Raw genomic sequence first — 24,600 nt, 5'->3', positions numbered from 1 at the left:
GGGCCGGGCGGGGGCGGCGGTCAGGGCCGCGCCCAGCCCTGCCCGCGCAGCCAGTCGCGCACCGCCTCGGCCGTGCCGGCCGGGTCCCCCCGCAGGTCGTGCCGCTCCCCCGGGCGGATCAGCACGCGCACCCCCGGCGCCGGCGCCGGCACCCCGAAGGGGTCCCGATCGCCGTTGACCACGAGGGTCGGCACGCCGGTGTCCAGTTCCGCCGCCCGCGACCGCTCCGGGCGGCCGGGCGGATGCAGCGGGAATGCGAGCGCGACGACGCCGGCGGCGCCCACCGCCCGCGCGGTGCGGCAGGCCACCCGCGCGCCGCTGGAGCGTCCACCCACCAGCAGGGGTACGCCGGGATGCCGCGCCCGCAGCCGGGCGAGCACAGCGGTCCACGCCTCGTCGAGGTGCCCGGCCGGCGCCGGGGCACGTCGGCCCGCGACCCGGTAGGGCTGGGTCACCCGGGCCACCGCCAGGCCGGCGCCGACCGCCGCGTCCCGCAGCGCGCGCAGGTCCGGCGCGTCGACGTCGCCGCCCGCGCCGTGGCCCAGCGCCAGCAGCGCCACCGGCGGCCCCTGCGGCAGGTCGGTGACGACCCGGGCGGGCCCGCGCGGGGTGGGGATCTCGTCGTCCTGCGGCACCGGCCCATTCTGGGGCGTGCCCGGCACGACGCACGGCCGCCCCGCCGGCCCGGCGGGGCGTCAGCCGGTGGTCAGCTCAGCGGCACGGCGGCGGGCGAGGCGGTCAGCCGCACCGGGTGCGGCGCTCAGCTCAGCGGCACCAGGGTGAGCAGCCGGTCCCGGACCGGTGGACCCGCCTCGTCGACCGCGTCCGGATCCGGTTGCACCTCGTCGCGCCAGGCGACCAGCATCGCCCGTCGCTCGCGGGGCGTGGTGCCGCCCCAGACGCCGTGACAGTCGCCCACGTCGAGCGCCCAGGCCAGGCAGGAGCCCTGCACGTCACAGCCTCGACAGAGCGCGACGGCCGCGTCGGCCGGCTCGTTCGGCGCCGGAAAGAACGTTTCCGGGTCGACGTTCTGGCATGTTCCTCTGGTCCGCCATGCCTCGTCCTGTCGCCGCTCCCGCAACGCCCGCAACAGCCGCGGATCCCGTCGCGCGGCGGCCACCTCGTGCGGCCGGGGCATACGAGCCCGTGTCATCCACCCACCTCCCCCGTGGGACCGGCAAGATCGGTGGGCATCGTCCGCCCCGTGCGAATCGGCGCCCACTACCGGCGCTGTGTTGTATCGCACTTGCGGACACCGGGACAAGACTCTGCGGCGAATACGGGTGGACGACAGCGCGACGTTTCGCCCGCAACTCTGGCAAATCACACCCGACAATGTGTCTCGCTGTCAGAAAAGCGTCAGCTCCTCCGGCCCCGCCGCGGGGGCGGTCGGCACCCGCTCGGTCAACTGCGGCCCGTCGTTGCGCACGTCGCCCACGGCCGCCCCCACCGGGCGGATCTCCAACCCCGCCAGCCACTGCGGCGAGGGTGGGGCGAGCAGCTCGGCGGGCTCGCCGGTCGACGTCAGCCACGCCTCCCACCGCTGCCGGGGCAGCAGCAGCGGCATGCGGTCGTGCACCTCGGCCAGCTCCCCGCGGGCGGCGGTGGTGAGCACGCTGAAGGTGAGCAGCGCACCGGCCGGGCCGTCCCAGACCGACCAGATGCCGGCCAGGGCGAGCACGGACCCGTCGAGCGGGGTCATGAAGTAGGGCTGCTTGCGCCCGTCGGCCGCGCGGACCCACTCGTACCAGCCGTCGGCCGGGACGAGGCAGCGGCGGCGGGCGAACGCGCCCGCGTACGCCCGGCTGGTGGCGACCGTCTCGGCACGCGCGTTGATCATGCGGGCGGCGCTGGCGGCCGACCGGGACCAGGACGGCACCAGCCCCCAGCGCCCGACCGACAGCGCGCGGTGCCCCTCCGGGCTGACCCGCACCAGCGGCACCGGATCGGTGGGCGCGACGTTGTGGTCGGGGCCGAGACGGCCGTCGGTCTCGTCGAGGGACTCGAACAGCCCGCTCAGCTCGCCCGCGCCCCGGGTCGTCGCGTACCTCCCGCACATGCCGCACACGCTAACGCGCCGCTCGCCGCCCGGCTGTCCCGCTGGCCGGGAGGAACGGGTGGCGGCCGGCGTCGCGCGCCGCCGTACGCGGCAGAATGTAACCGTGGGGAACCTGATCGCGACCCGGCCGCCGCAGCCTTGGACCGCTCCGACCGCCTCCGACCCGGTGGCGGTCACACTGCGCCTGCCCGGTTCCAAGTCGATGACCGCGCGCGCCCTGGTGCTGAGCGCGCTCGCCAGCGGCCCGTCGACCCTGGCCGGGCCGCTGCGGGCACGGGACACCGAGCTGATGGCCGCCGGGCTGCGCGCGATGGGCGCGCACATGTCGATCAGCGACGACGAGCGCTGGCTCGTCCGCCCCCACCCGCTGGTCGGGCCCGCGCACGTCGACGTCGGCCTGGCCGGCACGGTGATGCGCTTCGTCCCGCCGGTCGCCGGCCTGGCCGACGGGCGGATCACCTTCGACGGCGACCCGCAGGCCCGCACCCGGCCGCTCGGTCCGCTGATCGGGGCGCTGCGCTCCCTCGGCGTACGGGTGGACGCCCCCGCCACCGGCAGCCTGCCGTTGACCGTGCTCGGCGCCGGGCGGGTGGCCGGCGGCGAGGTGGTGATCGACGCCTCCGCCTCCAGCCAGCTGGTCTCCGGGCTGCTGCTGGCCGCGCCGCGCTTCGACCGGGGCGTGGTGGTCCGGCACGTGGGCCCGCCGGTGCCCTCCGCGCCGCACCTGCGGATGACGGTGCAGATGCTCCGGGCGGCCGGCGCGGCGGTCGACGACGGCACGCCCGACGTCTGGGTGGTCGAGCCGGGCCCGCTCACGGGGCGCGGCTGGGAGATCGAGCCCGACCTGTCCGGCGCCGTCCCGTTCTTCGCCGCCGCCCTCGTCACCGGCGGCGAGGTGACCCTGCGGGGCTGGCCGCGCAGCAGCTCCCAGCCGGTCGAGCAGCTCCGCTCGCTGCTGCAGCGGATGGGCGGCGAGGTGACCCTCTCCACCGGGGGGCTGACCGTGCGGGGCACCGGCACGGTGCACGGCCTGGCGGCCGACCTCTCCGACGTCAGCGAGCTGACCCCGGCCCTGACGGCCCTGGCCATGCTCGCCGACTCGCCGTCCCGGTTCACCGGCGTCGGGCACATCCGGGGCCACGAGACCGACCGGTTGACCGCGCTCGCGCGGGAGTTCGCCGCGCTCGGCGCGGACATCACCGAGTCCCCCGACGGGCTGGAGATCCGGCCCCGGCCGCTGCACGGCGGGGTGTTCGAGACCTACCACGACCACCGGATGGCGCACGCCGCCGCGGTGGCCGGGCTGGCCGTCCCGGGCATCGAGCTGAGCGACGTGGCATGCACCTCGAAGACCATGCCCGAGTTTCCGGCACTATGGTCGGCGATGGTGACCGGCAAGAGCTGACACGACGGGGGGGCGGTCCTGGCGACCAGACGGCGGGAGTACGACGAGGACGACGTACGGGTCCGACCCGGTAGGGCGTCGCGCCCGCGCACCCGCACCAGACCCCGGCACGACGACGCGGTGGACGGCTTCGTGATCGCCGTCGACCGGGGCCGCTACACGTGCGTGCTGTCCGCCGCCGGGGCGGACGTCCCCCTGGTCACCGCCATGCGGGCCCGGGAACTGGGGCGCAAGTCGGTGGTGGTCGGCGACCGGGTCAACCTGGTCGGCGACACCTCGGGCGCGGCCGGGGCGCTGGCCCGGATCGTCCGGATCGCCGAGCGGACGTCGGTGCTGCGGCGCACCGCCGACGACGACGAGACCACCGCCGAGGGACGGCTGGAACGGGTGGTCGTCGCCAACGCCGACCAACTGGTGATCGTCAGCGCGCTGGCCGACCCTCCGCCGCGTACCGGGTTCATCGACCGGTGCCTGGTGGCCGCGTACGACGCCGGCATCGAGCCGCTGCTCTGCCTGACCAAGGCCGACCTCGCCGGGCCGGAGGCGGTGCTCGGCTACTACGCCGAGCTGGAGCTGCCGTACGTGCTGGTCCGCCCGGACTCCGACCTCGACGCCCTGCGCGCCCTGCTCGCCGGGCGGGTCTCGGTCATGGTGGGGCACTCCGGGGTGGGCAAGTCGACGCTGGTCAACCGCCTCGTACCGGACGCCGCCCGGGCGGTCGGCACGGTCAGCGCGATCGGCCGGGGCCGGCACACCTCCACGAGCGCGGTGGCGCTGCCGCTGCCCCTGCTGCCGGGCCCCGACGACCCGCGCGGGCCCCGGCCCGACGCCGGACGCACCGCACCGGGACCGGGCGTCGCCGCCGGCTGGATCGTGGACACCCCGGGCGTACGCAGCTTCGGGCTGGCGCACGTCTCCGCCGACAGCCTGCTGCACGGCTTCCCCGACCTGGTCGAGGGGACGGTCGACTGCCCCGCCAACTGTCCGCACACGCCGGACGAGACCGACTGCGGGCTGGACGCCTGGATCGCGGCCGGCAAGGCCGATGCGCGCCGGCTGGCCTCGTACCGCCGCCTGCTGGCCTCCCGGTCCGGCGAGGGCGACGCCAGAGAGCCCGACCAGCGGAATCCGGGCGACCCGCTGGCGGGGTCCTGAGCCGGACGCCGCTACCGTTTGTCGCATGCCCGGGTACGCCGACGACATCGCCCTCGCCCACCAGCTCGCCGACGCCGCGGACGCCGTCTCCACGGCCCGCTTCCGCGCGCTCGACCTGCGGGTGGAGGCGAAGCCCGACCTGACTCCGGTCTCCGACGCGGACACCGCGGTGGAGCGGGAGATCCGCGCGCTGCTCGCCGCGCACCGGCCGGCGGACGGCCTGCTCGGCGAGGAGTACGGCGAGCAGCCCGCCACCGGCCCCGGCGGCCGGCGCTGGGTGGTCGACCCGATCGACGGCACGAAGAACTTCATCCGCGGCGTGCCGGTCTGGGCCACCCTGATCGCCCTGCTGGAGCACGACCGCCCGGTCGTCGGGCTGGTCTCCGCGCCGGCGCTCGGGCGCCGCTGGTGGGGCGCGCTCGGCGAGGGGGCGTACGCGGGGCCGGACGCCGCCGGTGGCGCCCCGATCCGGGTCTCCGCGGTCCGGGACCTCGCGGACGCGAGCTTCTGCTACTCGTCCCTGACGGGCTGGGAGTCCGCCGGCCGGCTGGACGCGATGCTCCAGCTCATGCGGGACACCTGGCGCAGCCGGGCGTACGGGGACTTCTACGGCTACATGCTGCTGGCCGAGGGCGCGCTGGACGTGATGGTGGAGCCGGAACTGTCGCTGTGGGACGTCGCCGCGCTGGTGCCGATCGTCACCGAGGCGGGCGGGGCGTTCACCGATCTGGCCGGACGGCCCGCCCCCTCGGGCGACGTCGGCACCGAGAGCAGCGCCGTGGCCAGCAACGGCGCGCTGCACGCCGACATCCTCACGCGGCTGGGTCGGCCAACCGAGCACTGACCCCCGGCAGCCTCTATCCTCGCCAGGTGGTCTCCTCCGGCTGGTGCTTCCTCGCGGCGATGATCATCGCGTACGGCGTCGCCAACCTGCTCCAGTCGGTCGCCGCCGCCCGCACCACCGTGCACCACACCTTCGATCCGGGGCTGCTGCTGCGGCTGGCGGGGCACCGCACCTACCTGGTCGGGCTGGGCTGCCAGGTGGCCGGTTTCGTGCTGGCCCTGCTGGCCCGCCGGGACCTGCCGCTCTTCCTGGTGCAGTCGAGCGTCGCCGCCGGGCTCGGGGTCACCGCACTGCTCGGCGTGCTGGTGCTGAAGTGGCGGCTGCCGGCCGCCGAGGTGGCCCTGCTGGTGCTGCTGTTCGCCGGGATCACCGCGCTGGTGCTCTCCGCCGAGCCCGCGCCGGCCAAGCCGCTCGGCACCGCCGGCATGATCGCCCTGGCGCTGGCGCTCGTCGTGATCGCGGTGGTCGGCTTCTTCGCGGTACGCCTGCACGGCGCGCCCGGCTCGGTGGCGCTCGGCGCGCTGGCCGGGTTGGCGTTCTCCGCCGCGGCGGTGGCCGCCCGGCCGCTCGCCTCCGCCCCGACGGCGGAGGCGTTCGTCCAGGATCCGCTGCTCTACCTGCTGGTCGTCCACTCGGTCGTCGGGCAGCTGCTGCTCGGCCTGGCCATGCAGCGGGGCTCGACCACGGCGGCCGTGGCGGCGATGGACGCCGCCGGGGCGGTGCCCGCCGCGATCGTCGGCCTGCTGCTGCTCAACGACAAGATCTGGCCCGGCCGGGAGTGGCTCGCCGCCGTCGGCTTCCTGGTCACCCTCGCCGCCGTGATCGGCCTCACCCGGTACGCGGAGCCCCAGCACCACCACGCTGTCGTCGGGGAACCCGACCGGGGCATGGTCGGCGTCGGGGCCCCCGGCCGCCCCCTCTGAGGAGGCGGGGCGGGGTCCGGCCCCTCACGCCGCCTCGACCGGCTTGCGGCGCCCCACCACCCGCTCGTAGAGGCGCTCCAGCGCGCCCGCCGTCCGCTCCCAGGTGTAGCTGCACCGCACCCGGTCCACGGCGGCGTGCCCGTACGCGAACCGCCCGGCGTTGTCGGCGAGCAGCCGGCGCAGCGTCACGCCCAGCACGCGGACGTCGCCCGGCGGCACCAGCCGGCCGGTGACCTCGTCGACCACCGCGTCGGCGATCCCGCCCATGGCGTAGCCCACCACCGGCACCCCGCACGCCATCGCCTCCAGCGACACCCGGCCGGCGGAGGAGTAGTGCGGCGTGCACGCCACCACGTCCGCCGAGCGGTACCAGGTGGCCATCTGGTCGTGCGGCACCGCACCCACCAGCTTGACCTGTTCGGCCACTCCGTTCCGCTCGGCCAGCTGGCGCAGCCGGGCTGCCTCGGCGTGGTTGGCGAGCTGCTCGGCGGGCGGGCCGCCGGCGATCACCAGCTCGGCGTCGCCGACCAACCGCATGGCCCGGATCAGGTCCTCCTGGCCGTGCCCGGGCGAGAGCCCGCCGACGGAGAGGATCCGGGCCCGCTGGTCGCGGGGGGCGGCCTCGCCGTCGGGGTGGAACTGGGCGATGTCGACGCCGGCCGGCACCATCGCCACCGAGGCGCGTTGCAGCCCCATCCGGGTCAGCTCGTCGACCTCGTCGTTGCACTGGGCGACCGCGATGTCCACCGCCCGGGTGAGCGCCCGCTCCAGCGGGATCCGCTCCCCCGGCCCGTCGTACTGCCGGCCGAGGTGGCGCAGCTGCTCGACGCCGAGGGAGTGGAAGGTCTGTACCACCGGCAGGTCGGTCTCGCGGACGGCGTGCGCGGCGGCCAACCCGCCGATCCAGTAGTGCCCGTGCACCACCTCGGGCCGCCACTCGCCCGCCCACCGGTCGGCCAGCCAGGCGCCGAAGGCGGCCACGTGCGGGACCAGCTCGGCGGTGGGCAGCGGGGCGGCCGGGCCGACCGGCACCCGCTCCACCCGGTAGCCGTCGAGGGCCGCCCTCTCCGGCAGGCCCGGATCGGCACGGCGTTCGTACACCCGGACGTCGTGGCCCCGCGCGGCGAGTTCGGCGGCGACCCGGGCGATGTGCTGGTGGGTGCCGACGGTCGGGCCGTCGGTACCCCTGGGCGGGCCGGCGTGCGCGCAGACGAGGCCGACGCGCATGGGTCACCTCCATGCGATCTTCTCAAGCGGTGGTCCTCGGTCAGAGGGTCCCATTAACCAGACCCCCGGGAGCCGAAACCTGGCAGATCGGGAAGAGCCCGGCGGGTGCTTGCGCGAGGGCAAGTGTCCCGCCGACGATCGCGGCTGGGCGAACGCGGGCATCCCGCCGAAATCGGTCGCATGACCCCTGCGATCGGGGGTACCGATGAAGAATGCCCCTGACGCGCAGCCTCGCCGACGCGACCGTCGTACTCACCGGTGCCTCCAGCGGCATCGGCACGGCCACGGCGTACGCCCTCGCCCGCCGCGGCACCGCCGTCGTGCTGGCCGCCCGGAGCGAGGCCGCCCTGGAACGGGTCGCCGAGCGCTGCCGGGAGCTGGGCGGCCGGGCACTGGTGGTGCCGACCGACGTGACCGACCCCGCGGCCGTCGAGCTGCTCGCCGCCCGCGCGGTGGCCGAGTTCGGCCGGATCGACGGCTGGGTCAACAACGCGGCGGTCGGCGCGGTGGGGCTCTTCGACGAGATTCCCGTGGCGGAGTTCCGCCGGGTGATCGAGGTGAACCTGCTCGGCGCCGCGTACGGCATCCGGGCGGCGCTGCCCCACCTGAGCGCGGCCGGCGGCGGGGTGCTGGTGAACAACGCCTCGGTGCTGGCCGAGGTGGCGATGCCGTACCAGTCGGCGTACAACGCCGCGAAGCACGGCATCCGCGGCCTGGCCGACACGGTCCGTCAGGAGATGCGGGTCACCGGGCGGGGCGACATCTCCGTCTGCACGGTGCTGCCGGCCACCATCGACACCCCCTTCTTCCGGCACGCCGCCAACCACAGCGGCCGGGAACTCGTGCCGCCGCCCCCGGTCTACCCGCCCGAGATCGTGGCCGAGACGATCGTCCGGCTGCTGCGCCGCCCCCGGCGCGAGGCGTACGCCGGCGGGGCCGCCCGGCTGATCGGCCTCCAGTGGCGGCTCGCCCCGGCGGTCGCCGAGCGGGTCCTCGGCTGGTACGCGCACCACACCCAGTTCGGGCCCGCCCCGCAGCCGGAGAGCACGGGCAACGTCTTCCACGCCGACGCAGCGGCGCGGCGCGCGGGCGGCTGGCACGGCCGGCGGCGGCACCTGGTCCGGATGACCGCCGCCTTCGGACTGGCGGCGGCGGGGACGGCGGTCGGGACGGTGGCCGCGATGACCCGCCGAGCGAGGACGGACCGCTGATGCCCGCCGCGGAGCGCTCGCGTGCGGGGCCCGGGCCCCGGGTGCACAATGAGGCGATCATGCCAACCCACGTGCCCTGCCTGGTGGAGACGGACGAGGCGTCCGGCGTGGTCCGGCTGACCGGCGTGCTCGACCGCTCCGGCGTCGACGCGGTCCGCGACGGCCTGCTGGCCCGGCTCTGCGAGCGGCCCGGCCCGGTGGTGGTCGACCTGTCCCACCTGCGGGTGAGCGACCCCGCGGCGGGGGACGTCTTCGCCGAGGTACGCCGGGAGGTACGGGACTGGCCCGCCGCGGACCTGCTGGTATGCGACCCGGCGGGGGCGGTCAGCGGGGTACCGGCCTGGCCGACGCTGGGCGGGGCGATGGCGGGGCTGGCCGCCGAACCGATGGTCGCGTCGATCGTCACCGACCTGCCACCCGTCGTCGGCGCCGCCCGGCAGGCCCGCCAGCTCGTCAACGAGGGATGTGACCGCTGGGGCCTGGCGGAGCTGGCCGAGCCGGGCTGCATCGCGGTCACCGAGATGGTGAACAACGTGGTCGCCCACGCGCACACCGGGATGACGCTCCGCCTGGCGCCCCGGAACGACACCCTGCATCTCGCGGTACGCGACCACTCCCCGCGGCAGCCCACGTTCGCCGGGCCGTCCCCGCCGGACACCGCCGGCGGTCGCGGTCTGCTGCTGATCGACACGATCGCCCGCAGCTGGGGCACCAGCCCGGTGCCGGACGGCAAGGTCGTCTGGTGCGTGCTGCACGCCGCCGACGAGACCGCCGCCCGACGCGGCTGACCCGGCGGCCCCGATCCTGCCCCGGCGTCACCCCAGGTGCCCATTGCGCCCGGATGCCACGGCCGGTGCCGGTTATGCCGGGAGGGAGGTGGGTAGTGGTCAGACATGCGCGACGACGAGTACCCGACCCCCGTGTCCGACCCCGAGGCGGAGGGCCTGCCCGACACCGCCGACGACGACTCGACCGCCAACGACGACGTCCTGACGGGGCGCGAGGCGGACGGCCCGGAGCCGGCACAGCTGCCGGGTGACCGGACCCCGGTCGCCGTGGACCGGTTCGGGACCACCGCGGAGGAGCAGCTCGACGGCGAGTCGCTCGACTACAAGCTCGACCGGGAGCAGCACGAACGCCCCTCCGACGACCCGCTGGCCGGCCCCGTGGACCCGGACATCGCCGCCGAGGCCGACAGCGAGGAGGCCGCGGCACAGGCCCAGTTGGACGCCGACGTGATCGACCCCGGCCCCACCTCCGACCCGAACTCGCCGGTCTCGCTCTACGACCACGGCAAGCTCGGCAGCGTCGCCGACGGCCAGGTCGGCCGCCTCGTCGAACCGGACGAGGGGGCGCACACCGACCAGGAGACCGACTCCGTGGCGTACGACGCCGGTTCGGCCGGCGGCGGCGCGAGCGCCGAGGAGCTGGCCATCCACGAGACGCGCCCGCCGCACTCGGTCTGAGACGGCCCCGGGGGCCGTCGGGAGTCCCTCCGGGTCCTCCCGGCGGTTCCCGGACCCGGGGCCCTCAGTCGTCCAGTCCCCGCTCGATCGCGTACCGGGCCAGCTCGACCCGGTTGTGCAGCTGGAGCTTGCCGAGCGTGTTCTGCACGTGGTTCTGCACGGTCCGGTGGGACAGCCCGAGCCGCTCGGCGATCTGCTTGTAGGAGAGCCCCTTGGCTACCAGGCGCAGCACCTCGGTCTCCCGGTCGGTCAGCCGGGGTGCCGGGCCGACGCCCGAGGGTTCCCGGCCGGCCGTGCCGGCGTCGCCGGGGGCGGCCGCGAGCCGCCGGTACTCGCCGAGGACCAGCCCGGCCAGCCCGGGCGTGAAGACCGGCTCCCCGGCCGCCGTGCGGCGCACCGCCTCCAGGAACTCCGTCGGGGCGGCCGACTTCACCAGGTAGCCGGTGGCCCCCGCCTTCACCGCGTCCAGCACGCTCTGCTGCTCGCCGCTGGCCGAGAGCATCAGCACCCGCACCTCCGGCAGCACGGCGCGCAGCCCCCGGATCACCTCCACCCCGGAGACGTCCGGCAGTTGCAGGTCCAGCACCACCACGTCGGGCCTGGTCGCGGCGGCGACGCGGACGGCCTGCCGCCCCTCGCCGCTGGTGGCGACGACCACGTGCCCGGCCTCGGTGAGGTCCCTGGCCACCCCCTCACGCCACATCGGGTGGTCGTCGACCACCATGATCCGCACCGTCATGTCGGCCTCCTCGGGACGATCAGTTCCAGCTCGGTACCGGCGCCGGGCGCTGAGGTGATCCGCACCGTACCGCCGAGGCAGGCGAGGCGGCCCCGGATGGACCGGGCGACGCCGAGCCGGCCCTCGGCGGCGGCCTCCTCCAGCCGACCGTCCGGGAAACCCGGACCCTCGTCGCGCACCGACACCGTCACCGTCGCCCCCTCGTCCTCGACCAGCACCCAGGCCCGCCCGCCCGCGTGCCGGGCGACGTTGTCCAGGGCGGCGGCCGTCGCCGCGGCCAGTTCGTGGGCGACCCGCCCCGGCAACGGCACGGGGGTCGCCGGCGCGGAGAGCGAAACCGTCGCCGAGGCGTACCGGCCGAGCAGCCCGCGCAGGTCCACCGGCCCGCCGTCGGCGTTGGCCGCGACCGGCGCGGTGCCGGCGATCAGGGCGCGCAGCGCGGCCTCCTGCTCCCCCGCGAGCCGGGCCAGCTCCCCCGCCTCGCCGTCCAGGTGGGCGCCGCGCCGCTGCACCAGCGCCAGCACCTGGAGCACCGAGTCGTGGATGTCGCGGGCCAGCCGCTCCCGCTCCCGGGTGGCGGCCTCCAGCTCCACCGCCCGGTGCAGCCGCTCCTCGGCCGTCCCGGCCAGCCGGGCGACGTGCCCGACCACGGCCCCGGCGAGCAGCAGCAGGATGACCCCGGTGAGCGACGACTGGCCGATCCGTTCGCGGGTGGCGAGGTCCGCCGCCCCGAGCGCCAGGGCCGCCACGGTGCCCCGGCGCCGGCCGCCGGAGACCGCCCAGGCCAGCACCGGGCCGGCCATCCAGGCCACCGCCAGGGTGGGCACGCCGGCGGCGAGCGCCGCGCGCCCGACCACCCACGGAGTGGCCAGCAGGATGCCGAGGACGACCGCCAGGTCCGCCAGGAGCAGTGGCCAGCCCGGCCGGGCGGGGCGGGCGTAGCCGACCGCGGTCACGCCGGTCCAGAGCGCCATCAGCAGGACCAGGCCGCCGGCCGCGAGCGGGTGCGCGTACCGGTCGGCGTCCCGAACGGCCAGCGCGCAGACGTACGCGAGGGAGGCCACCCGGAACACGGCGATGGCCCGCCAGAGCGGGACCTCGAAACCACCGGTCGGCGTCGGCACGCCCGTCACGATGCCACAGCCCCGGGAGCGGCCCACGTACTGCCGGATGCACCCCGGGAAAACCTGGCGTACGGTGGAAAAGCCGCGAAAACCTCCGAGATCCGCTGTCGGGACGGGGCCATGACGAATGCGGAACCGGGTGCACAGCGTACGGTTGTGCCCATCGAATCTTCCCTCCTCATCGCCGAAGCCTTCGATCAGGCTCAGGTGACCGAGCTTCGACACTCGGTCACCTCCTACGCGCGTGCGGCGGGGCTGAACGGTCAACGCCTGGACGACTTCGTGCTGGCGGTCAACGAGCTGATCACCAACGCCGTCCGGCACGGCGGGGGCCGGGGCTGGCTGCGACTGTGGCGACAGTCGGAGCAGCTCGCCTGCGAGGTCTCCGACCACGGGCAGGGGATCAGCACGCAGCGGCTCGGCGACCGGAGCCGGCCGGCGGCCGACACCGCCGGCGGCTGGGGCCTCTGGCTGGCCCGGGAGCTGAGCGACAGCATGGCCGTCGAAACCGGCGAGCACGGCACCACGGTCCGGATCACCGCCGCGGTCACCACCCCCGAACACGCATCCCACCCCCACCACGCCTGACCCCCACCACGCCTGACCCCCACCCCCGCCCTCCCCCCGCCCTCCCCTCGCCCTCCCCCCACTCTCCCTCGCGATCTTGCACTTTCGGCCCCCGTAAATCGGGGTAAAGCGCCCTCCCTCCGGGCCGAAAGTGCAAGATCGGCGGCCGAACGGGGGCCGGCGGGGGCGGGAGCGGCGGGCCGGGCGGGAGCGGGCAGGGAGCGGGGTGGCGGCCGGAATGGGTGGGGGTCAGGCGAAGAGGGCGCTTACCGATTCGCCGTTGTGGATGCGACGCATCGCCTCGGCCAGGGCCGGCGCCACCGAGAGGACCTTCAGCTTCGGCACCCGCTTGTCGGCCGGGATCGGCACCGTGTTGGTGCAGACGATCTCCAGTACCCCCTCCTGCTCGCTGAGCCGGTCCAGCGCCCCGCTGGAGAAGAGGCCGTGCGTGCAGGCCAGCCGGATGGAGCGGACCTTGAGCCCGCGCAGGTGCTCCATCAGCTCGATCACCGTGCTGCCCTTGGCGATCTCGTCGTCCAGCACGATGACGTCCCGGTCGGCCACGTCGCCGATCACCGCACTGATCTTGACCCGGTCGTCGCTGAACCGCTGTTTCGCCCCGGCGGCCACCGGGGTGCCGAGCCGCCGGGCGAACGCCGCCGCCTCCTTGGCGTTGCCGAGGTCCGGCGAGACCACCACCGTGTTGCCCAGGTCGTGCCGGGAGAAGTGGTCGGCCAGCTCGCGCAGCGCGTGCAGGTGGTCGACCGGCACGTCGAAGAACCCGTGCACCTGCGGCGAGTGCAGGGTCATCGCCAGCACCCGGTCCGCGCCGGCCGAGGTGAGCAGGTCGGCGACGAGCCGCCCGCCGATCGAGATGCGCGGCGCGTCCTTCTTGTCGGAGCGGGCGTACGCGTAGTGCGGCAGCACCACGGTGATCCGGCCGGCCGAGGCGCCCCGGGCCGCGTCGATCATGAGCAGCAGCTCGACCAGATTCTCCTGCACGGGCGGCACCAGCGGCTGGATCAGGAAGACGTCCCGCTCCCGGCAGTTGGCCTGCAACTGCACTTCCAGGCAGTCGTTGGCGAACCGGGACACCCGTACCGGATGCAGCGGAACGCCGAGGTGGGCACAGATCTCGGCGGCGAGTTCGGGATGGGCTGTTCCACTGAACACGGCGATGTCACGCACGTCTGCACATCGTACGGACGACGGGCCGGTTGCGACGCGTCGGCCGGCGGGACCCGGCCGGTCCGGGTACGGTGCTGCCGTGACCCCCGAGTACGTCGCCGCCATCGACCAGGGCACCACCTCCTCGCGGTGCATCGTCTTCGACCGCGCCGGGCAGATCGTCTCCGTGGCGCAGCGCGAGCACCGGCAGATCTTCCCCCGGCCGGGCTGGGTGGAGCACGACGCCGAGGAGATCTGGGACAACGTCCAGCGGGTCGTCCGGGAGGCGCTGCGCGATGCCGGCACCGACGCCGCCGGGCTCGCCGCCGTGGGCATCACCAACCAGCGGGAGACCACCGTCGTCTGGGACCGGGCCACCGGCCGGCCGGTGGCCAACGCCGTCGTCTGGCAGGACACCCGCACCGGGCCGCTGCTGCGCGAGCTGGACCAGGCGTACGGCGAGCAGCGGTTCCGCTCCCGCACGGGGCTGCCGCTGGCCACCTACTTCGCCGGGCCGAAGCTGCGCTGGCTGCTGGATCACGTCGACGGGCTGAGCGGGCGCGCCGAGGCCGGCGAGCTGCTCTTCGGCACCATGGACAGCTGGCTGATCTGGAAGCTCACCGGCCGGCACGTCACGGACGTCACGAACGCCAGCCGCACCATGCTGATGGACCTGGAAACCCTCGACTGGCACCCGGAACTGCTCGACGCGTTGGGCGTGCCGGCCGCGATGCTGCCGCAGATCCGCAGCTCCGCCGAGGTCTACGGGGAGGCCACCGGCGTGCTGGCCGGGGTGCCCGTGGCCAGCGCGCTCGGCGACCAGCAGGCCGCCCTGTTCGGGCAGACCTGCTTCCAGCCGGGCGAGGCCAAGTGCACCTACGGCACCGGCAGCTTCCTGCTGCTCAACACCGGCGCCAGCCCGGTCCCCTCCACCCACGGCCTGCTCACCACGGTCGCCTACCGCATCCACGGCCAGCCCGCCGCGTACGCCCTGGAGGGAGCGATCGCGGTCACCGGCTCGCTTGTGCAGTGGCTGCGGGACAACCTGGGGCTGATCTCCACCGCCGCCGAGGTGGAGGAGCTGGCCCGCACCGTCGACGACAACGGCGGCTGCTACGTCGTGCCGGCCTTCTCCGGGCTGTTCGCCCCGCACTGGCGCAGCGACGCGCGCGGCGTGGTCGCCGGGCTGACCGGCTACATCACGAAGGGCCACCTGGCCCGGGCGGCCCTGGAGGCGTCGGCCTGGCAGACCCGCGAGGTGGTCGACGCGATGAACGCCGACTCCGACGTGGCGCTGCGCCGGCTCCGGGTGGACGGCGGGATGACCGCCAACGGGCTGCTGATGCAGTTCCTCGCCGACGTGCTCGACGTGCCGGTGGTCCGCTCCCGGATCGCCGAGACCACCTGTCTCGGCGCCGCGTACGCGGCCGGCCTGGCGGTCGGCTTCTGGCCGGACCTGGCCACGCTGCGCGCCCAGTGGCGCTCCGACGCGCAGTGGGAGTCGACGATGGACCCGGCACACCGGGAGCGGGAGCTGCGCAACTGGCGCAAGGCCGTCGAGCGCACCCTGGACTGGGTCGACTGACGGGGACCGACCGGCCGGTTTCGGCGTGCCGGCCCGCGCGCACCGTGGGAATCAGGCCCAGCGGTTGCCGGTGAGCTTCTCGTAGACGTCCACGTAGCGGGCGCGGGTCGCCTCGACCACCTCGGCCGGCACCTCGGGCGCCGGCGCCTGCTTGTCCCAGCCGCTCTCCACGGCCCAGTCCCGCACGTACTGCTTGTCGTAGGAGAACTGCGCCCGACCCGGCTGGTACGACTCCGCCGGCCAGAACCGGGACGAGTCGGAGGTCAGCAGCTCGTCGCCCACGGTCAGGGTGCCGTCCGCCGCCCAGCCCAGCTCGATCTTGGTGTCGGCGATCAGGATCCCCCGGTCGGCGGCCAGCTCCGCGCCCCGCCGGTAGACGTCGATGGTGATTCCACGCAGCCGCTCGGCCGTCTCGGCGCCGACCTTCTCCACCACGTCGGCGAAGGTGATCGGCTCGTCGTGCTCCCCCACCGGCGCCTTGGTGGACGGGGTGAAGATCGGCTCGGGCAGGATGGACGCCTCGACCAGGCCGCGCGGCAGCGGCACGCCGGAGACCGCGCCGGTGCGCTGGTACTCCTTCAGGCCGCCGCCGGTCAGGTAGCCCCGGGCGACGCATTCCACCGCGACCATCTCCAGCCGCCGGCAGCGGATCGCCCGGCCGGCGAACTCCGCCGGCACGTCGGTGGCGGAGAGGACGTGGTTCGGCACCAGGTCGGAGAGCTGCTCGAACCACCACAGGGAGAGCGCGGTGAGCAACCTGCCCTTGTCAGGAATCGGCGTCGGCAGCACCACGTCGTAGATCGAGATGCGGTCGGAGGCGACCAGGATCAGGTCCTCGCCGTCGGCGTAGACGTCCCTGACCTTGCCCGAGTGCAGAAGTTCCACGCGCCCTAGTACACCACGCGGGCCCCGTACGGCGTCCGCCGGTGGCCGCGCGCATCGATGCGTACGCCCGGTCCGCGGCGGTGTGGCCGGTCGTACGTTGACACCCTCCCGGCCCGCCTGCGTGAATGGTCCGGCCGTCCGCCCCCTCGGCCCACCAGGAGCCTTCCGTGCCCGCTGCCCGATTCCCGCTCGCCCGCGCCGGGGCGGAACCGGGCCGGCGCCGGGTGCTCGCCGCGTTGCTGGGCGCGCCGGTACTCGCCGCCGGGTGCAGCGAGGACCAGACGGCGGCGGTGGAGACCGGGCCGGTCGAGCTGTCGGTCTTCTGGTACGGCGGGGCGAAGCGGGCGGAGCTCACCGAGCGGGTCCTGCGGCTCTACACCGACCGCAACCCCCGCGTCAGCTTCCGGATCACCTGGCAGGGCGCCGACGGCTACTACGCCCGGCTGGCCACCCAGGCGGCGGGCGGCAACGTGCCCGACCTGATCCAGCTGGACGACAGCATGCTCACCGAGTACGCCCGCCGCGAGATCGTCCTGGACCTCAGCGGGTACGTCGCCGACCACCGCCTGGACCTGCGCACCCTCCCCCCGGGCCTGGTGCGCTACGGGCAGGTCGACGGGCGTACGGTCGGCGTCGCCGCGGGACAGACCGCGGCGGCCCTGGTCTACGACCGCACGCTGCTGCGCCGGCTGCGGCTGCCCGAGCCGGAGACGGGGATGTCCTGGGCGGAGTACGTCGCCTGGGCGCGGCGGGTCACCCGGGTCGGCGAGGGCAGGGTGGCGGGCACCATGGACGCGTCCGGCGACACCCGGGCGTTCTGGCTCTGGCTACGCGGCCAGGGCGGCGAGCTGTACCGGGGCCGGCAGCTCGGTTTCGGCGCCGACGCGCTGACCGAGTGGTTCGAGCTGTGGCGGCGGGCGCGCTCCGGCCGGGCCACTCCGAGCGCCGCCCTGGTGGAGCAGGCCGACGGCGGCGAACCGGTCCGGCAGCTCGTGGTCACCGGCGCCACGGCCGCCTCGTTCGTCTGGTCGCACCAGCTCCCGGAACTCCAGCGGCTGACCCGTGCCGAACTCGGCCTGGCCGCGATGCCGGGGCCGCCGGAGGCGCAGTGGCACCGGGCGTCGATGTACTGGGCCGCCTTCCGGGGCACCCGCCACCCCGCCCTGGTCGCCGACGTGATCAACTTCCTCACCGGCAACGGCGAGGCGGGGACCGTACTCGGCCACGAACGCGGGCTCAGCCCGAGCCTGGCGGTGCGCAGCTACGTCGCGGGCAGCATCACCGACGCCGCGCAGCGCCGCGCGGCGGCCCTCGGCACGGCACTGGCCGACCGGCTGGGGCCGGCGCCGAGCCCACCGCCGCCGGGTCACCCGCGGGTGCGTGCGCTCCTGCTCGCGGCCGCCGAGAGCATCCGCAACGGCGCGGCCGGGCCCAGGACGGCCACGTCCCGTTTCATGGCACAGGCGGACGCCGCGCTGGCCGGCTAGCGTGCCCGCCGACCAGCCCGGCGCGTGCCGGTGGCGCTGTGCGGACTCAGCGCGGCGGTCCGCCGCGGCGGTTGCGCATCATCCGCAGCAGCAGGAAGACGACCACGGCGACCACGACCAGGCAGCAGAGCAGGCCGAGGAAGCCGAAGCCGCCGCCACCGCGCCGCCGCCGGGCGGCCTCGACCACCAACTCGCCCGTGCCGGTGGACGCCCAGGCCGCGACGGGGACGAACACCGACAGCGCGACCGCACCGAGGACCGCGCTCAGCCGGCCCCACCACTTTCCGAATGAAGACATACCCACATCCTCGCCGACAACCGCAAACACGGCACGTCGGTCGGCGGGAACGCCCTGTCGGTGTGGTCGCCGGCCCTTCCCGGCGCGCGTCCCACCGGGGGCCGAAGGGCGTCCACCCAGGCCCGGAGATGCGGAAAGACCCCGGAGATGATCTCCGGGGTCTTTCCGTCAGTAGCGGGGACAGGATTTGAACCTGCGACCTCTGGGTTATGAGCCCAGCGAGCTACCGAGCTGCTCCACCCCGCGTCGGCTCACATAGCTTAGCGCACCCGCCGCCCGGATGATCAGCGGACCCCCCGATGCCGCCGTCCGCCGTCCGCCGCCCGCCCGGTGCCCCGTCGAGCCGCCGCGGGCGCCCGACGAGCCACCGCCCGGTCAGTGCCGCAGCGGCGCCCGGACAAACCGAACGGCCCCGAGGGAGTCCCTCGGGGCCGTTCGACGTGGTAGCGGGGACAGGATTTGAACCTGCGACCTCTGGGTTATGAGCCCAGCGAGCTACCGAGCTGCTCCACCCCGCGTCGGTTCGTACACCGTATCCCACCGACCCCGGTCGCCGCAAAACGACCCCGGACGCCGTACGCGTCAGCGCAGCCAGGCGTCGATCGCGGCGACCGCCCGCCGGCTGTCGGCGTCGACCTGTGACCGCGTCGCGGAGGTGCCCTCCCAGCCCTGTTCCCAGAGCACGGTCACCACGTCGCCGACCCGGATCGCCCGGACCAGCCGCAGCTCCTCGCCGCCTGTGGGGTTGCCGTCGATGTCGCGGACCGGCGCCCGGATCTCGAACAGCACCGACCCGTCGCCGAGGCCGCCGTCGGCCAGCAGCCGCGGGCGCTCGGTCGTCGCGTTGCCGCCGGCCACCCCGGACTGCTCCGGGCAGCCCCGCACCGCCGCCCGCAGCTCACGCAGGAAGTCGGCGGCCCGCCCCGGGCGGTAGATGGTGATGCTGTGCGCGTAGCTGCCCTCCGGGACGTACCCCGTCGGGGTCCCCGGCAGCCTGTAGGCCAGGTGCCGGGTCCGGCGCTGCACGATGCCGGCGTCGCTGCGGTAGCGGGCGCCGCAGAGCGCCGGCAGCGCGGCGGTGTCCCGGAAGACGGGTTCCATCCCCGTCCGGTTCTCGGCCGCCTGGGCGAAGAAGGCCCGGTCCGGCACCGTGGCCGGCGTGCGTGGCGGCACGGGCGCGTTCCCCACCGTCGCCACGGGCGTGGCGGTCGGCCGGGGCGGGGTGCCGGCCGGGGTCCGCGGCGTCGCCGTCGGCTCCGTGGCCGGGGTCGGCGCCGGGGCACCCGACGGCGGCGGGAGCGCGGCGGGCGGCGGCAGGGGTTGGCGCTCCTCGGCGAGCACCAGCCCGCTGCCGGTCACCAGGCCGGCGAGCAGCAGTGCCGTCCCGAGCGCGACGCCGGTGACCCGGAGCCGGCCCCGCCGGTCGGCGCGCCGCCGCAGCTCCTGCGGGACGACCAGGGTGCGCTCGTCGGCGTGCCGGGCGAGCGACCGGTAGAGATCTGACAGTTCACGCGACATCGTTCGCCTCCAGTTCCTCGGCGGCGGGCAGGTCGGGCAGCAGCGTGGCCAGCCGCGCCCGGCCCCGCGACAACCAGGACTTGACGGTGCCGTCAGGCACCCGGGTCTCCCGGGCGATGTCCTGCACCGACATGTCGAAGAGGTAGTGCAGGGCGAGGGCCTGCCGCTGGGCGGCCGGCAGTCGGCGCAGCGCGCCCGCCAGCAGCACGGCGTCCTCGTTCGGTGGCGGCACCGGCTCGGGCGGGCCGCTGCGGCTCAGCGCCGCGCGCCACCGTTGCAGCCGGCGCCACCGGTCGGTGGCCAGCCGGGCGATCACCAGCCGCAGCCAGGCCTCGGGCGTCGGGTGGGCGGCGAGCCGGCCCCACTGCCGCCAGGCGCGGGCGTACGCCTCCTGCACCAGATCCTGGGCCTCGCCGTGGTCACCGGTGACGGCGTGGCCGTAGCGGAGCATCCGCCGGGAGGTGCTCCGGTAGAACTCGTCGAAGCTCGTCGCGTCCCTCATGTCTTCGACCACGCTTCCCGATCGTTGGCGCCTCTTGCAGGAAGGACGGCGCCAGGCCGGTGGCGGTTGCGGGTGCCGGGCCGGTCGTCGGGAACGCGACAGCGCCCCCGGCCTGGGGACCGGGACAGGTCCGTGGCCGGGGGCGCCGCCGAGGATGGTCAGCCGCCCGGTGGCGGGGCGGGGCTGCCGCTGGGTGCCGGGGACGCCGGCGGGCTGGCACCCGGCGAGGGGGAGGCCGGCGCGCTGGCACCGGGGGTCGGCGCGGCGGCCGTCCGCTGGGCCTGCTGGAAGGCGGTGAGCGCCTCGTCCAGCGCCTTCAACGCGCGGCCGTACCGCTCGAAGTCGCCGGACGTCTGGGCGGCCCGGACCTCCGCGATGGCGGTCTGGACCCGGTTCGCCGCCTCGGCCAGCTCGCCGGTCAGCGCCGGCGGCGTGCCACCCGGCGGCGTGCCACCCGGCGGGGTGCCGCCCGGCGGCGGCGTGCCCGGGGCGGCGGCCTGCTTGCCCTGCTCGACGAGCTGCTTGATGCCGTCGGAGACGCTGTTGGCCAGCACCACGTAGGAGCCGCCGTCGCCGTAGGACATCAGCACCCGCTGCAACAGCGGCGGCGCGTTCTGCGCGGCGGTCTTCACGTAGACCGGCTCGATGTAGAGCATGCCGTCGCCGAACGGCAGGGAGAGCAGGTTGCCGTACTGCACCTGGGCCTGCTGGGACTGGAGCAGGTTGAGCTGCTGCCGGATGTTGGCGTTCTGGGTCATCGACTGGTGCACCTGCACCGGGCCGGAGACCCGGGTCTGGTCGGGCAGGTCGAGCACCTCGAGCCTGGGCTGCCCGTCGACGTACGACCCGGAGATCAGCGCGGCGAGGTTCTCCCGCCCGTTCGGGGTGACCGCCGAGGTCAGCTGGAAGCGCGCCGAATCCTGGCCCGGCAACTGGGTGAACAGGTAGTACGGCGGCTGCTTCTGGCCGGTGTCGGGAGCGTCCGGCACGTTCGGCACCTGCCAGAAGTCGGTCGCCGAGTAGAAGTCGCCGGGGTTCGTCACGTGGAACCGGGTCAGCAGGTTGCGCTGCACCTTGAACAGGTCGGCCGGGTAGCGGAAGTGCTCGGCGAGAGCGCCGGGGATCTCGGCCTTCGGCACCACGAGGTCGCCGCCGAACGCCTTGTTCCACGCCTTGAGCACCGGGTCGGTCTCGTCGAACTCGTAGAGCCGGACGGTGCCGTCGTACGCGTCGACCGTGGCCTTGACGGAGTTGCGGATGTAGTTGACGTTCTCGCGGGCGAGCTGGAAGGTGCCCCGCCCGGTCAGCTCGTCGGCGGTCTGCTCCTGGAGGTTGATCCGCTCGGCGTACGGGTAGGTCGCCGCCGTGGTGTAGCCGTCGATGATCCACTGGATCCGGCCCTCCACCACGGCCGGGTACGGGTCGCCGTCCAGGGTGAGGAACGGGGCGACCTTCTCCACCCGGTCGCGCGGGTTGCGCACGTAGAGCAGCTTCGACTCGTCGTTGACCGCGTCGGAGAGCAGGAAGTTCGACTCCTGCTCCTTGATCGCGTAGAGCAGCCGGCGGGTGAACGAACCGATCTCGACGCCGCCCTCGCCGGTGTAGGTGTAGGACTCGCCGCCCTCGCCGACCGGGCGGTCGAACTCCGCCTTGCGCTCCGCGTCGGCCTGCCCGACGATCGCGTAGTCACCCTCGTCCATCCGCTCGCCGTAGTAGATCCGCGGCTGCTTCGCCGGGATCTGTTCCGTCTGCGCGGCGCACTGCTCGCTCGCCTGCTGGCCCTGCTCCTTCTGCTGCTCCTGAGGGTCGCCCAGGAAGCCGGAGACGAAGAAGGGCTGACCGCCGCAGACCACCCGGTTGCCGGGCGCGGCCACGAGCCCGTAGCCGTGGGTGTAGACGGTGTGCCGGTTGATCCAGGTGTTCTGCTGGGGGGTCAGCTGCCGGTAGTTGACCTCGCGCAGGCCCACCACGTAGTCCTGCACCTTGCCGTTGACCCCGTACCGGTCGACGTCCAGCTTCTCGCCGAAGTCGTAGAACTGCCGGACCTGCTGGCGCTGGGTGTACGTCTCGGAGACCAGTTGCGGGTCGAGCAGCCGGATGTTCGGCACCACGGAGGTGTCCGTGGTGAGGCTCGCCGGCGGGGTCAGGTTGCTCGCCGCGTACGGCGTGGTGGTCGCCGCCTCCAGCCCGAACGCCGAGCGGGTCGCCTTGATGCTGCGCTCGATGAACGGCGCCTCCTTCTCCTTCGCGCTGGGCTTGACCTCGAAGGTCTGCACCGCCCAGGGGTAGATGCCGCCGATGGCGACGGCGGAGACGCCCAGCAGGGCGAGCGAGATGCCCGGCCAGACCAGGTTCCGCATCCAGGCGTTGGAGAAGACGATGATCGCGATCGCCACCACGATGGAGATGTAGGCGAGGATCTCCTTGGCCGGCAGCAGCGCGTTGACGTCGGCGTAGCCGGCGCCGAAGACCGGGCCCTCGCCGTACTCCAGCAGCATCGCCCGCCGGTCCAGCACGTACGCGAGCGCCTTCAGCAGGACGAAGACCGCGACGAGCGTGCTCAGGTGGGCCCGGGCGGCGTTGGTCATCCGGTCGCCGATGCCCTGGAGCCGGACGCCGCCGAAGATGTAGTGCACGGCGAGCGCCCCGATCACGGAGAGCACCACCGCGGTGAAGCCCACCCCGAGCAGGTAGCGCAGGAACGGCAGCTGGAAGACGTAGAAGCCGACGTCGACGCCGAACTCCGGGTCCTTCACGCCGAAGTCCCCGCCGTTGCGGAAGAGCAGCCACTGGTTCCACCGGCTCTGCGCCGACAGCCCGGCGAAGAGGCCGACCACGCCGGCGACCAGCGCGACCCAGACACCGAGCCGCGGGCCGAGCAGCATCCGGTAGCGCTCCAGGGTGGCCTGCTCCGGCGAGTGCGGGCGCATCCGGGGACGCAGCCGCTGGGCCAGCCAGAGGTTCCCGCCGACGATCGCCGCCATGCCCAGCCCGACCGCGAGGAAGAGCAGCAGCCGGGTCCGCAGCACCCCGGTGAAGACTTCGGTGTAGCGGACCTCGTCGAACCACAGCCAGTCCGTCCACGCCTGGACACCCCAGCCGAGCAGGGTGAAGAGCACGAACACCCCGACCAGGACACCGATCGTGACGCGTCCGCGTCGGCTCATCCTCGGCAGGGGGCTGCTGCTACGCATGACCACTGTTGGCTCCGCACGCTCGATGTGATCGGCTCCGACCAGGCACCCAGAGTACGGGGTGTTCCTGAACGTGTCGGTCCAAGGTCACACGGCGATCGTGCGGAGTCGCGCCGGGAGGGCGGGCGTCGATGCCCGGACCGGCTTACGGGCGGGTCAGCAGCGGGTGGCCTGGCCACCGGCGCGCAGCGCGTCCAGCGCGGTCAGCGCCTCGTCGAGCGAGCCCACCTTCAGCAGCGGCAGCCCGGGCTGCGGGTTGCGCACGGCCTCGGCGCAGTTCGCCGCCGGCACCAGGAAGGCCACCGCGCCGGCCTCCTTCGCGCCCACCAGTTTCTGCGCGATGCCGCCGATCGGCCCGACCCGGCCGGAGTCGTCGATCGTGCCGGTCCCCGCGATGATCTTCCCGCCGGTGAGGTCCGCCGGGGTCAGCTTGTCGACGATGCCGAGGGCGAACATCAGGCCGGCGCTCGGCCCGCCGATGTCCTCCAGGTCGATGTTGAGGGTGAACGGGTGCGGCTGCTGCTGCTCGATCTCGACCCCGATGCGGGGACGGCCGTCCTGCTCCCGGCTGGTGACCTCCGCCGTCGCGGCGGCGCCGTCGCGGGTGTAGCCGATCTTCAGGGCGGTGCCGGCCGGCTTGGCCCGGATCAGCTCGGTGAGCCGGGCGGCCAACGGCACCGGCTCCCCGTCGACGGAGGTGACCACGTCGCCGGGCCTCAGCGCGCCGGCCGCCGGCCCGTCGGCGGCGACGGTCTTGACCACCACCCGCACCTGGTACCCCAGCTCGCGCAGCGCCGCGGTCTCCGCGCTGGTCTGGGAGACCTTGAAGTCCTCCGCGTTGCGCTCCTCGACCTGCTCGCGGCTCTCCCCGGGCGGGTAGACCAGCTCGCGCGGCACCACCGCCTCGTCGTCGGAGAACCAGCCCTGGATCGCCGAGCGCAACTTCACCGTGGGCTGCACGCCGACCGTGGTGAGCCGCAGCTGCCCGGCGGAGGTGGAGGTCTCCCGGCCGGTGACCTGGATGACCTCCTTGCCGTTCTCCTTGCCCAGCGTGTCGACGGTCGGCCCCGGGCCGAGCACCACGTACGGGATGGGCGCGCCGAGCACGCCGATGCTGAGCAGAGCGGTGAGCAGAGCACCGACCAGGACGGTCACGCCGCGACGTCTCATGCGGCAGAGAGTACCGACCGGGGCGGGGCCGGCCGGCGGGTGAATCACGACTTCGCCCTCAGCGGAACGCCAGC

Annotated in this window: 22 protein-coding genes, 2 tRNA genes and 1 pseudogene; 10 read left to right on the top strand and 15 right to left on the bottom strand. The window is 74.7% G+C overall.

What is annotated here, in order from left to right; genetic code table 11:
* Positions 1 to 20: 20 nt before the first annotated feature.
* The 3 genes from V6V16_RS13680 to V6V16_RS13670 all read right to left on the bottom strand — a co-directional run bounded on the left by V6V16_RS13680 (position 21) and on the right by V6V16_RS13670 (position 2,059).
* On the bottom strand, positions 21 to 635 hold the full coding sequence (locus tag V6V16_RS13680; RefSeq protein WP_334562387.1) for an alpha/beta hydrolase family protein: 615 nt from the start codon (positions 633 to 635) through the stop codon (positions 21 to 23).
* 125 nt (positions 636 to 760) lie between these two features.
* The gene (locus V6V16_RS13675) at positions 761 to 1,153 is read right to left on the bottom strand and encodes a WhiB family transcriptional regulator (RefSeq protein WP_334562386.1); all 393 of its coding nucleotides are present in this window, start codon (positions 1,151 to 1,153) and stop codon (positions 761 to 763) included.
* 195 nt (positions 1,154 to 1,348) lie between these two features.
* Positions 1,349 to 2,059 (bottom strand): SOS response-associated peptidase, encoded by a 711-nt coding sequence (locus V6V16_RS13670; protein WP_334562385.1) that lies wholly within the window; start codon positions 2,057 to 2,059, stop codon positions 1,349 to 1,351.
* Positions 2,060 to 2,162: 103 nt separating this feature from the next.
* On the opposite strand from V6V16_RS13670, the gene aroA reads away from it, so the two are divergent.
* From aroA to V6V16_RS13650, 4 genes and pseudogenes are all read left to right on the top strand, one after another.
* Positions 2,163 to 3,464 carry a 3-phosphoshikimate 1-carboxyvinyltransferase gene (gene aroA / locus V6V16_RS13665; protein ID WP_334562384.1) on the top strand — a complete coding sequence of 434 codons (1,302 nt, stop codon included), beginning with the start codon at positions 2,163 to 2,165 and terminating at the stop codon, positions 3,462 to 3,464.
* A gap of 18 nt (positions 3,465 to 3,482) precedes the next feature.
* The gene (gene rsgA / locus V6V16_RS13660; protein ID WP_442934082.1) at positions 3,483 to 4,619 is read left to right on the top strand and encodes a ribosome small subunit-dependent GTPase A; all 1,137 of its coding nucleotides are present in this window, start codon (positions 3,483 to 3,485) and stop codon (positions 4,617 to 4,619) included.
* Positions 4,620 to 4,644: 25 nt separating this feature from the next.
* Positions 4,645 to 5,463 carry a histidinol-phosphatase gene (gene hisN, locus V6V16_RS13655; RefSeq protein WP_334562383.1) on the top strand — a complete coding sequence of 273 codons (819 nt, stop codon included), beginning with the start codon at positions 4,645 to 4,647 and terminating at the stop codon, positions 5,461 to 5,463.
* A gap of 59 nt (positions 5,464 to 5,522) precedes the next feature.
* Positions 5,523 to 6,456 (top strand): annotated as a pseudogene (locus tag V6V16_RS13650) (hypothetical protein).
* Here the strand turns inward: V6V16_RS13650 and V6V16_RS13645 are convergent.
* Entirely contained in the window at positions 6,411 to 7,613 is a 1,203-nt protein-coding gene (locus tag V6V16_RS13645) for a glycosyltransferase (RefSeq protein ID WP_334562382.1), read from the bottom strand. The pseudogene V6V16_RS13650 and the gene V6V16_RS13645 overlap by 46 nt on opposite strands.
* Positions 7,614 to 7,825: 212 nt before the next feature.
* On the opposite strand from V6V16_RS13645, the gene V6V16_RS13640 reads away from it, so the two are divergent.
* The 3 genes from V6V16_RS13640 to V6V16_RS13630 all read left to right on the top strand — a co-directional run bounded on the left by V6V16_RS13640 (position 7,826) and on the right by V6V16_RS13630 (position 10,290).
* Positions 7,826 to 8,824, top strand: a complete 999-nt coding sequence (locus tag V6V16_RS13640) for an SDR family oxidoreductase (RefSeq protein ID WP_334562381.1) — start codon at positions 7,826 to 7,828, stop codon at positions 8,822 to 8,824.
* A gap of 59 nt (positions 8,825 to 8,883) precedes the next feature.
* Positions 8,884 to 9,612 carry an ATP-binding protein gene (locus V6V16_RS13635; protein WP_334562380.1) on the top strand — a complete coding sequence of 243 codons (729 nt, stop codon included), beginning with the start codon at positions 8,884 to 8,886 and terminating at the stop codon, positions 9,610 to 9,612.
* Positions 9,613 to 9,717: 105 nt separating this feature from the next.
* Positions 9,718 to 10,290, top strand: a complete 573-nt coding sequence (locus V6V16_RS13630) for a DUF5709 domain-containing protein (protein ID WP_334562379.1) — start codon at positions 9,718 to 9,720, stop codon at positions 10,288 to 10,290.
* A gap of 64 nt (positions 10,291 to 10,354) precedes the next feature.
* Here V6V16_RS13630 and V6V16_RS13625 read toward each other — a convergent pair whose 3' ends face one another.
* Entirely contained in the window at positions 10,355 to 11,029 is a 675-nt protein-coding gene (locus V6V16_RS13625) for a response regulator transcription factor (RefSeq protein ID WP_334562378.1), read from the bottom strand.
* Entirely contained in the window at positions 11,026 to 12,153 is a 1,128-nt protein-coding gene (gene macS, locus V6V16_RS13620) for a MacS family sensor histidine kinase (RefSeq protein ID WP_334562377.1), read from the bottom strand. The genes V6V16_RS13625 and macS overlap by 4 nt, the downstream gene beginning before the upstream one ends.
* A gap of 120 nt (positions 12,154 to 12,273) precedes the next feature.
* Here macS and V6V16_RS13615 point away from each other — a divergent pair, with 120 nt between their 5' ends.
* Positions 12,274 to 12,741, top strand: coding sequence for an ATP-binding protein (locus V6V16_RS13615; protein WP_334562376.1), 468 nt, complete (start codon positions 12,274 to 12,276; stop codon positions 12,739 to 12,741).
* A gap of 228 nt (positions 12,742 to 12,969) precedes the next feature.
* Here the strand turns inward: V6V16_RS13615 and V6V16_RS13610 are convergent, their stop codons facing one another.
* The gene (locus V6V16_RS13610) at positions 12,970 to 13,908 is read right to left on the bottom strand and encodes a ribose-phosphate diphosphokinase (RefSeq protein WP_334562375.1); all 939 of its coding nucleotides are present in this window, start codon (positions 13,906 to 13,908) and stop codon (positions 12,970 to 12,972) included.
* Between the two features lie 79 nt (positions 13,909 to 13,987).
* On the opposite strand from V6V16_RS13610, the gene glpK reads away from it, so the two are divergent.
* The gene (gene glpK / locus V6V16_RS13605) at positions 13,988 to 15,472 is read left to right on the top strand and encodes a glycerol kinase GlpK (protein ID WP_334562374.1); all 1,485 of its coding nucleotides are present in this window, start codon (positions 13,988 to 13,990) and stop codon (positions 15,470 to 15,472) included.
* Between the two features lie 51 nt (positions 15,473 to 15,523).
* On the opposite strand, the gene V6V16_RS13600 is transcribed toward glpK, so the two are convergent.
* Entirely contained in the window at positions 15,524 to 16,357 is an 834-nt protein-coding gene (locus V6V16_RS13600) for a phosphoribosylaminoimidazolesuccinocarboxamide synthase (RefSeq protein WP_334562373.1), read from the bottom strand.
* A 167-nt stretch (positions 16,358 to 16,524) separates the two neighbouring features.
* On the opposite strand from V6V16_RS13600, the gene V6V16_RS13595 reads away from it, so the two are divergent.
* Positions 16,525 to 17,844, top strand: a complete 1,320-nt coding sequence (locus V6V16_RS13595) for an ABC transporter substrate-binding protein (RefSeq protein ID WP_334562372.1) — start codon at positions 16,525 to 16,527, stop codon at positions 17,842 to 17,844.
* 46 nt (positions 17,845 to 17,890) lie between these two features.
* Here V6V16_RS13595 and V6V16_RS13590 read toward each other — a convergent pair whose 3' ends face one another.
* From V6V16_RS13590 to V6V16_RS13560, 7 genes are all read right to left on the bottom strand, one after another.
* Entirely contained in the window at positions 17,891 to 18,142 is a 252-nt protein-coding gene (locus V6V16_RS13590) for a hypothetical protein (RefSeq protein WP_334562371.1), read from the bottom strand.
* A 172-nt stretch (positions 18,143 to 18,314) separates the two neighbouring features.
* Positions 18,315 to 18,388: transfer RNA gene (locus V6V16_RS13585), tRNA-Met, on the bottom strand.
* 195 nt (positions 18,389 to 18,583) lie between these two features.
* Positions 18,584 to 18,660: transfer RNA gene (locus V6V16_RS13580), tRNA-Met, on the bottom strand.
* A gap of 64 nt (positions 18,661 to 18,724) precedes the next feature.
* Positions 18,725 to 19,660: a hypothetical protein gene (locus V6V16_RS13575; RefSeq protein ID WP_334562370.1), complete on the bottom strand. Its 936-nt coding sequence runs from the start codon at positions 19,658 to 19,660 to the stop codon at positions 18,725 to 18,727.
* Positions 19,650 to 20,162, bottom strand: a complete 513-nt coding sequence (locus V6V16_RS13570) for a SigE family RNA polymerase sigma factor (RefSeq protein WP_334562369.1) — start codon at positions 20,160 to 20,162, stop codon at positions 19,650 to 19,652. The genes V6V16_RS13575 and V6V16_RS13570 overlap by 11 nt, the downstream gene beginning before the upstream one ends.
* 158 nt (positions 20,163 to 20,320) lie before the next feature.
* Positions 20,321 to 23,362 (bottom strand): UPF0182 family membrane protein, encoded by a 3,042-nt coding sequence (locus tag V6V16_RS13565; RefSeq protein WP_334562368.1) that lies wholly within the window; start codon positions 23,360 to 23,362, stop codon positions 20,321 to 20,323.
* Positions 23,363 to 23,512: 150 nt separating this feature from the next.
* Complete coding sequence (locus V6V16_RS13560; RefSeq protein ID WP_334562367.1) at positions 23,513 to 24,526, bottom strand: YlbL family protein; 1,014 nt, start codon at positions 24,524 to 24,526, stop codon at positions 23,513 to 23,515.
* Between the last annotated feature and the right edge of the window lie 74 nt (positions 24,527 to 24,600).

Origin of the sequence: Micromonospora sp. CPCC 205561 (genome assembly GCF_036906775.1) — a bacterium.
In the GTDB taxonomy this organism is placed as follows: domain Bacteria; phylum Actinomycetota; class Actinomycetes; order Mycobacteriales; family Micromonosporaceae; genus Micromonospora.
This window is presented reverse-complemented; position numbering and strand designations above follow the sequence as displayed.

Bases quoted from the DNA above. Each gene is read 5' to 3' on its own strand.
- V6V16_RS13675 (WP_334562386.1), bottom strand. From the start codon at position 1,153: ATGACACGGGCTCGTATGCCCCGGCCGCACGAGGTGGCCGCCGCGCGA.
- V6V16_RS13670 (WP_334562385.1), bottom strand. From the start codon at position 2,059: ATGTGCGGGAGGTACGCGACGACCCGGGGCGCGGGCGAGCTGAGCGGG.
- hisN (WP_334562383.1), top strand. From the start codon at position 4,645: ATGCCCGGGTACGCCGACGACATCGCCCTCGCCCACCAGCTCGCCGAC.
- V6V16_RS13645 (WP_334562382.1), bottom strand. From the start codon at position 7,613: ATGCGCGTCGGCCTCGTCTGCGCGCACGCCGGCCCGCCCAGGGGTACC.
- V6V16_RS13640 (WP_334562381.1), top strand. From the start codon at position 7,826: ATGCCCCTGACGCGCAGCCTCGCCGACGCGACCGTCGTACTCACCGGT.
- V6V16_RS13635 (WP_334562380.1), top strand. From the start codon at position 8,884: ATGCCAACCCACGTGCCCTGCCTGGTGGAGACGGACGAGGCGTCCGGC.
- V6V16_RS13630 (WP_334562379.1), top strand. From the start codon at position 9,718: ATGCGCGACGACGAGTACCCGACCCCCGTGTCCGACCCCGAGGCGGAG.
- V6V16_RS13625 (WP_334562378.1), bottom strand. From the start codon at position 11,029: ATGACGGTGCGGATCATGGTGGTCGACGACCACCCGATGTGGCGTGAG.
- V6V16_RS13615 (WP_334562376.1), top strand. From the start codon at position 12,274: ATGACGAATGCGGAACCGGGTGCACAGCGTACGGTTGTGCCCATCGAA.
- V6V16_RS13590 (WP_334562371.1), bottom strand. From the start codon at position 18,142: ATGTCTTCATTCGGAAAGTGGTGGGGCCGGCTGAGCGCGGTCCTCGGT.
- V6V16_RS13575 (WP_334562370.1), bottom strand. From the start codon at position 19,660: ATGTCGCGTGAACTGTCAGATCTCTACCGGTCGCTCGCCCGGCACGCC.
- V6V16_RS13570 (WP_334562369.1), bottom strand. From the start codon at position 20,162: ATGAGGGACGCGACGAGCTTCGACGAGTTCTACCGGAGCACCTCCCGG.
- V6V16_RS13560 (WP_334562367.1), bottom strand. From the start codon at position 24,526: ATGAGACGTCGCGGCGTGACCGTCCTGGTCGGTGCTCTGCTCACCGCT.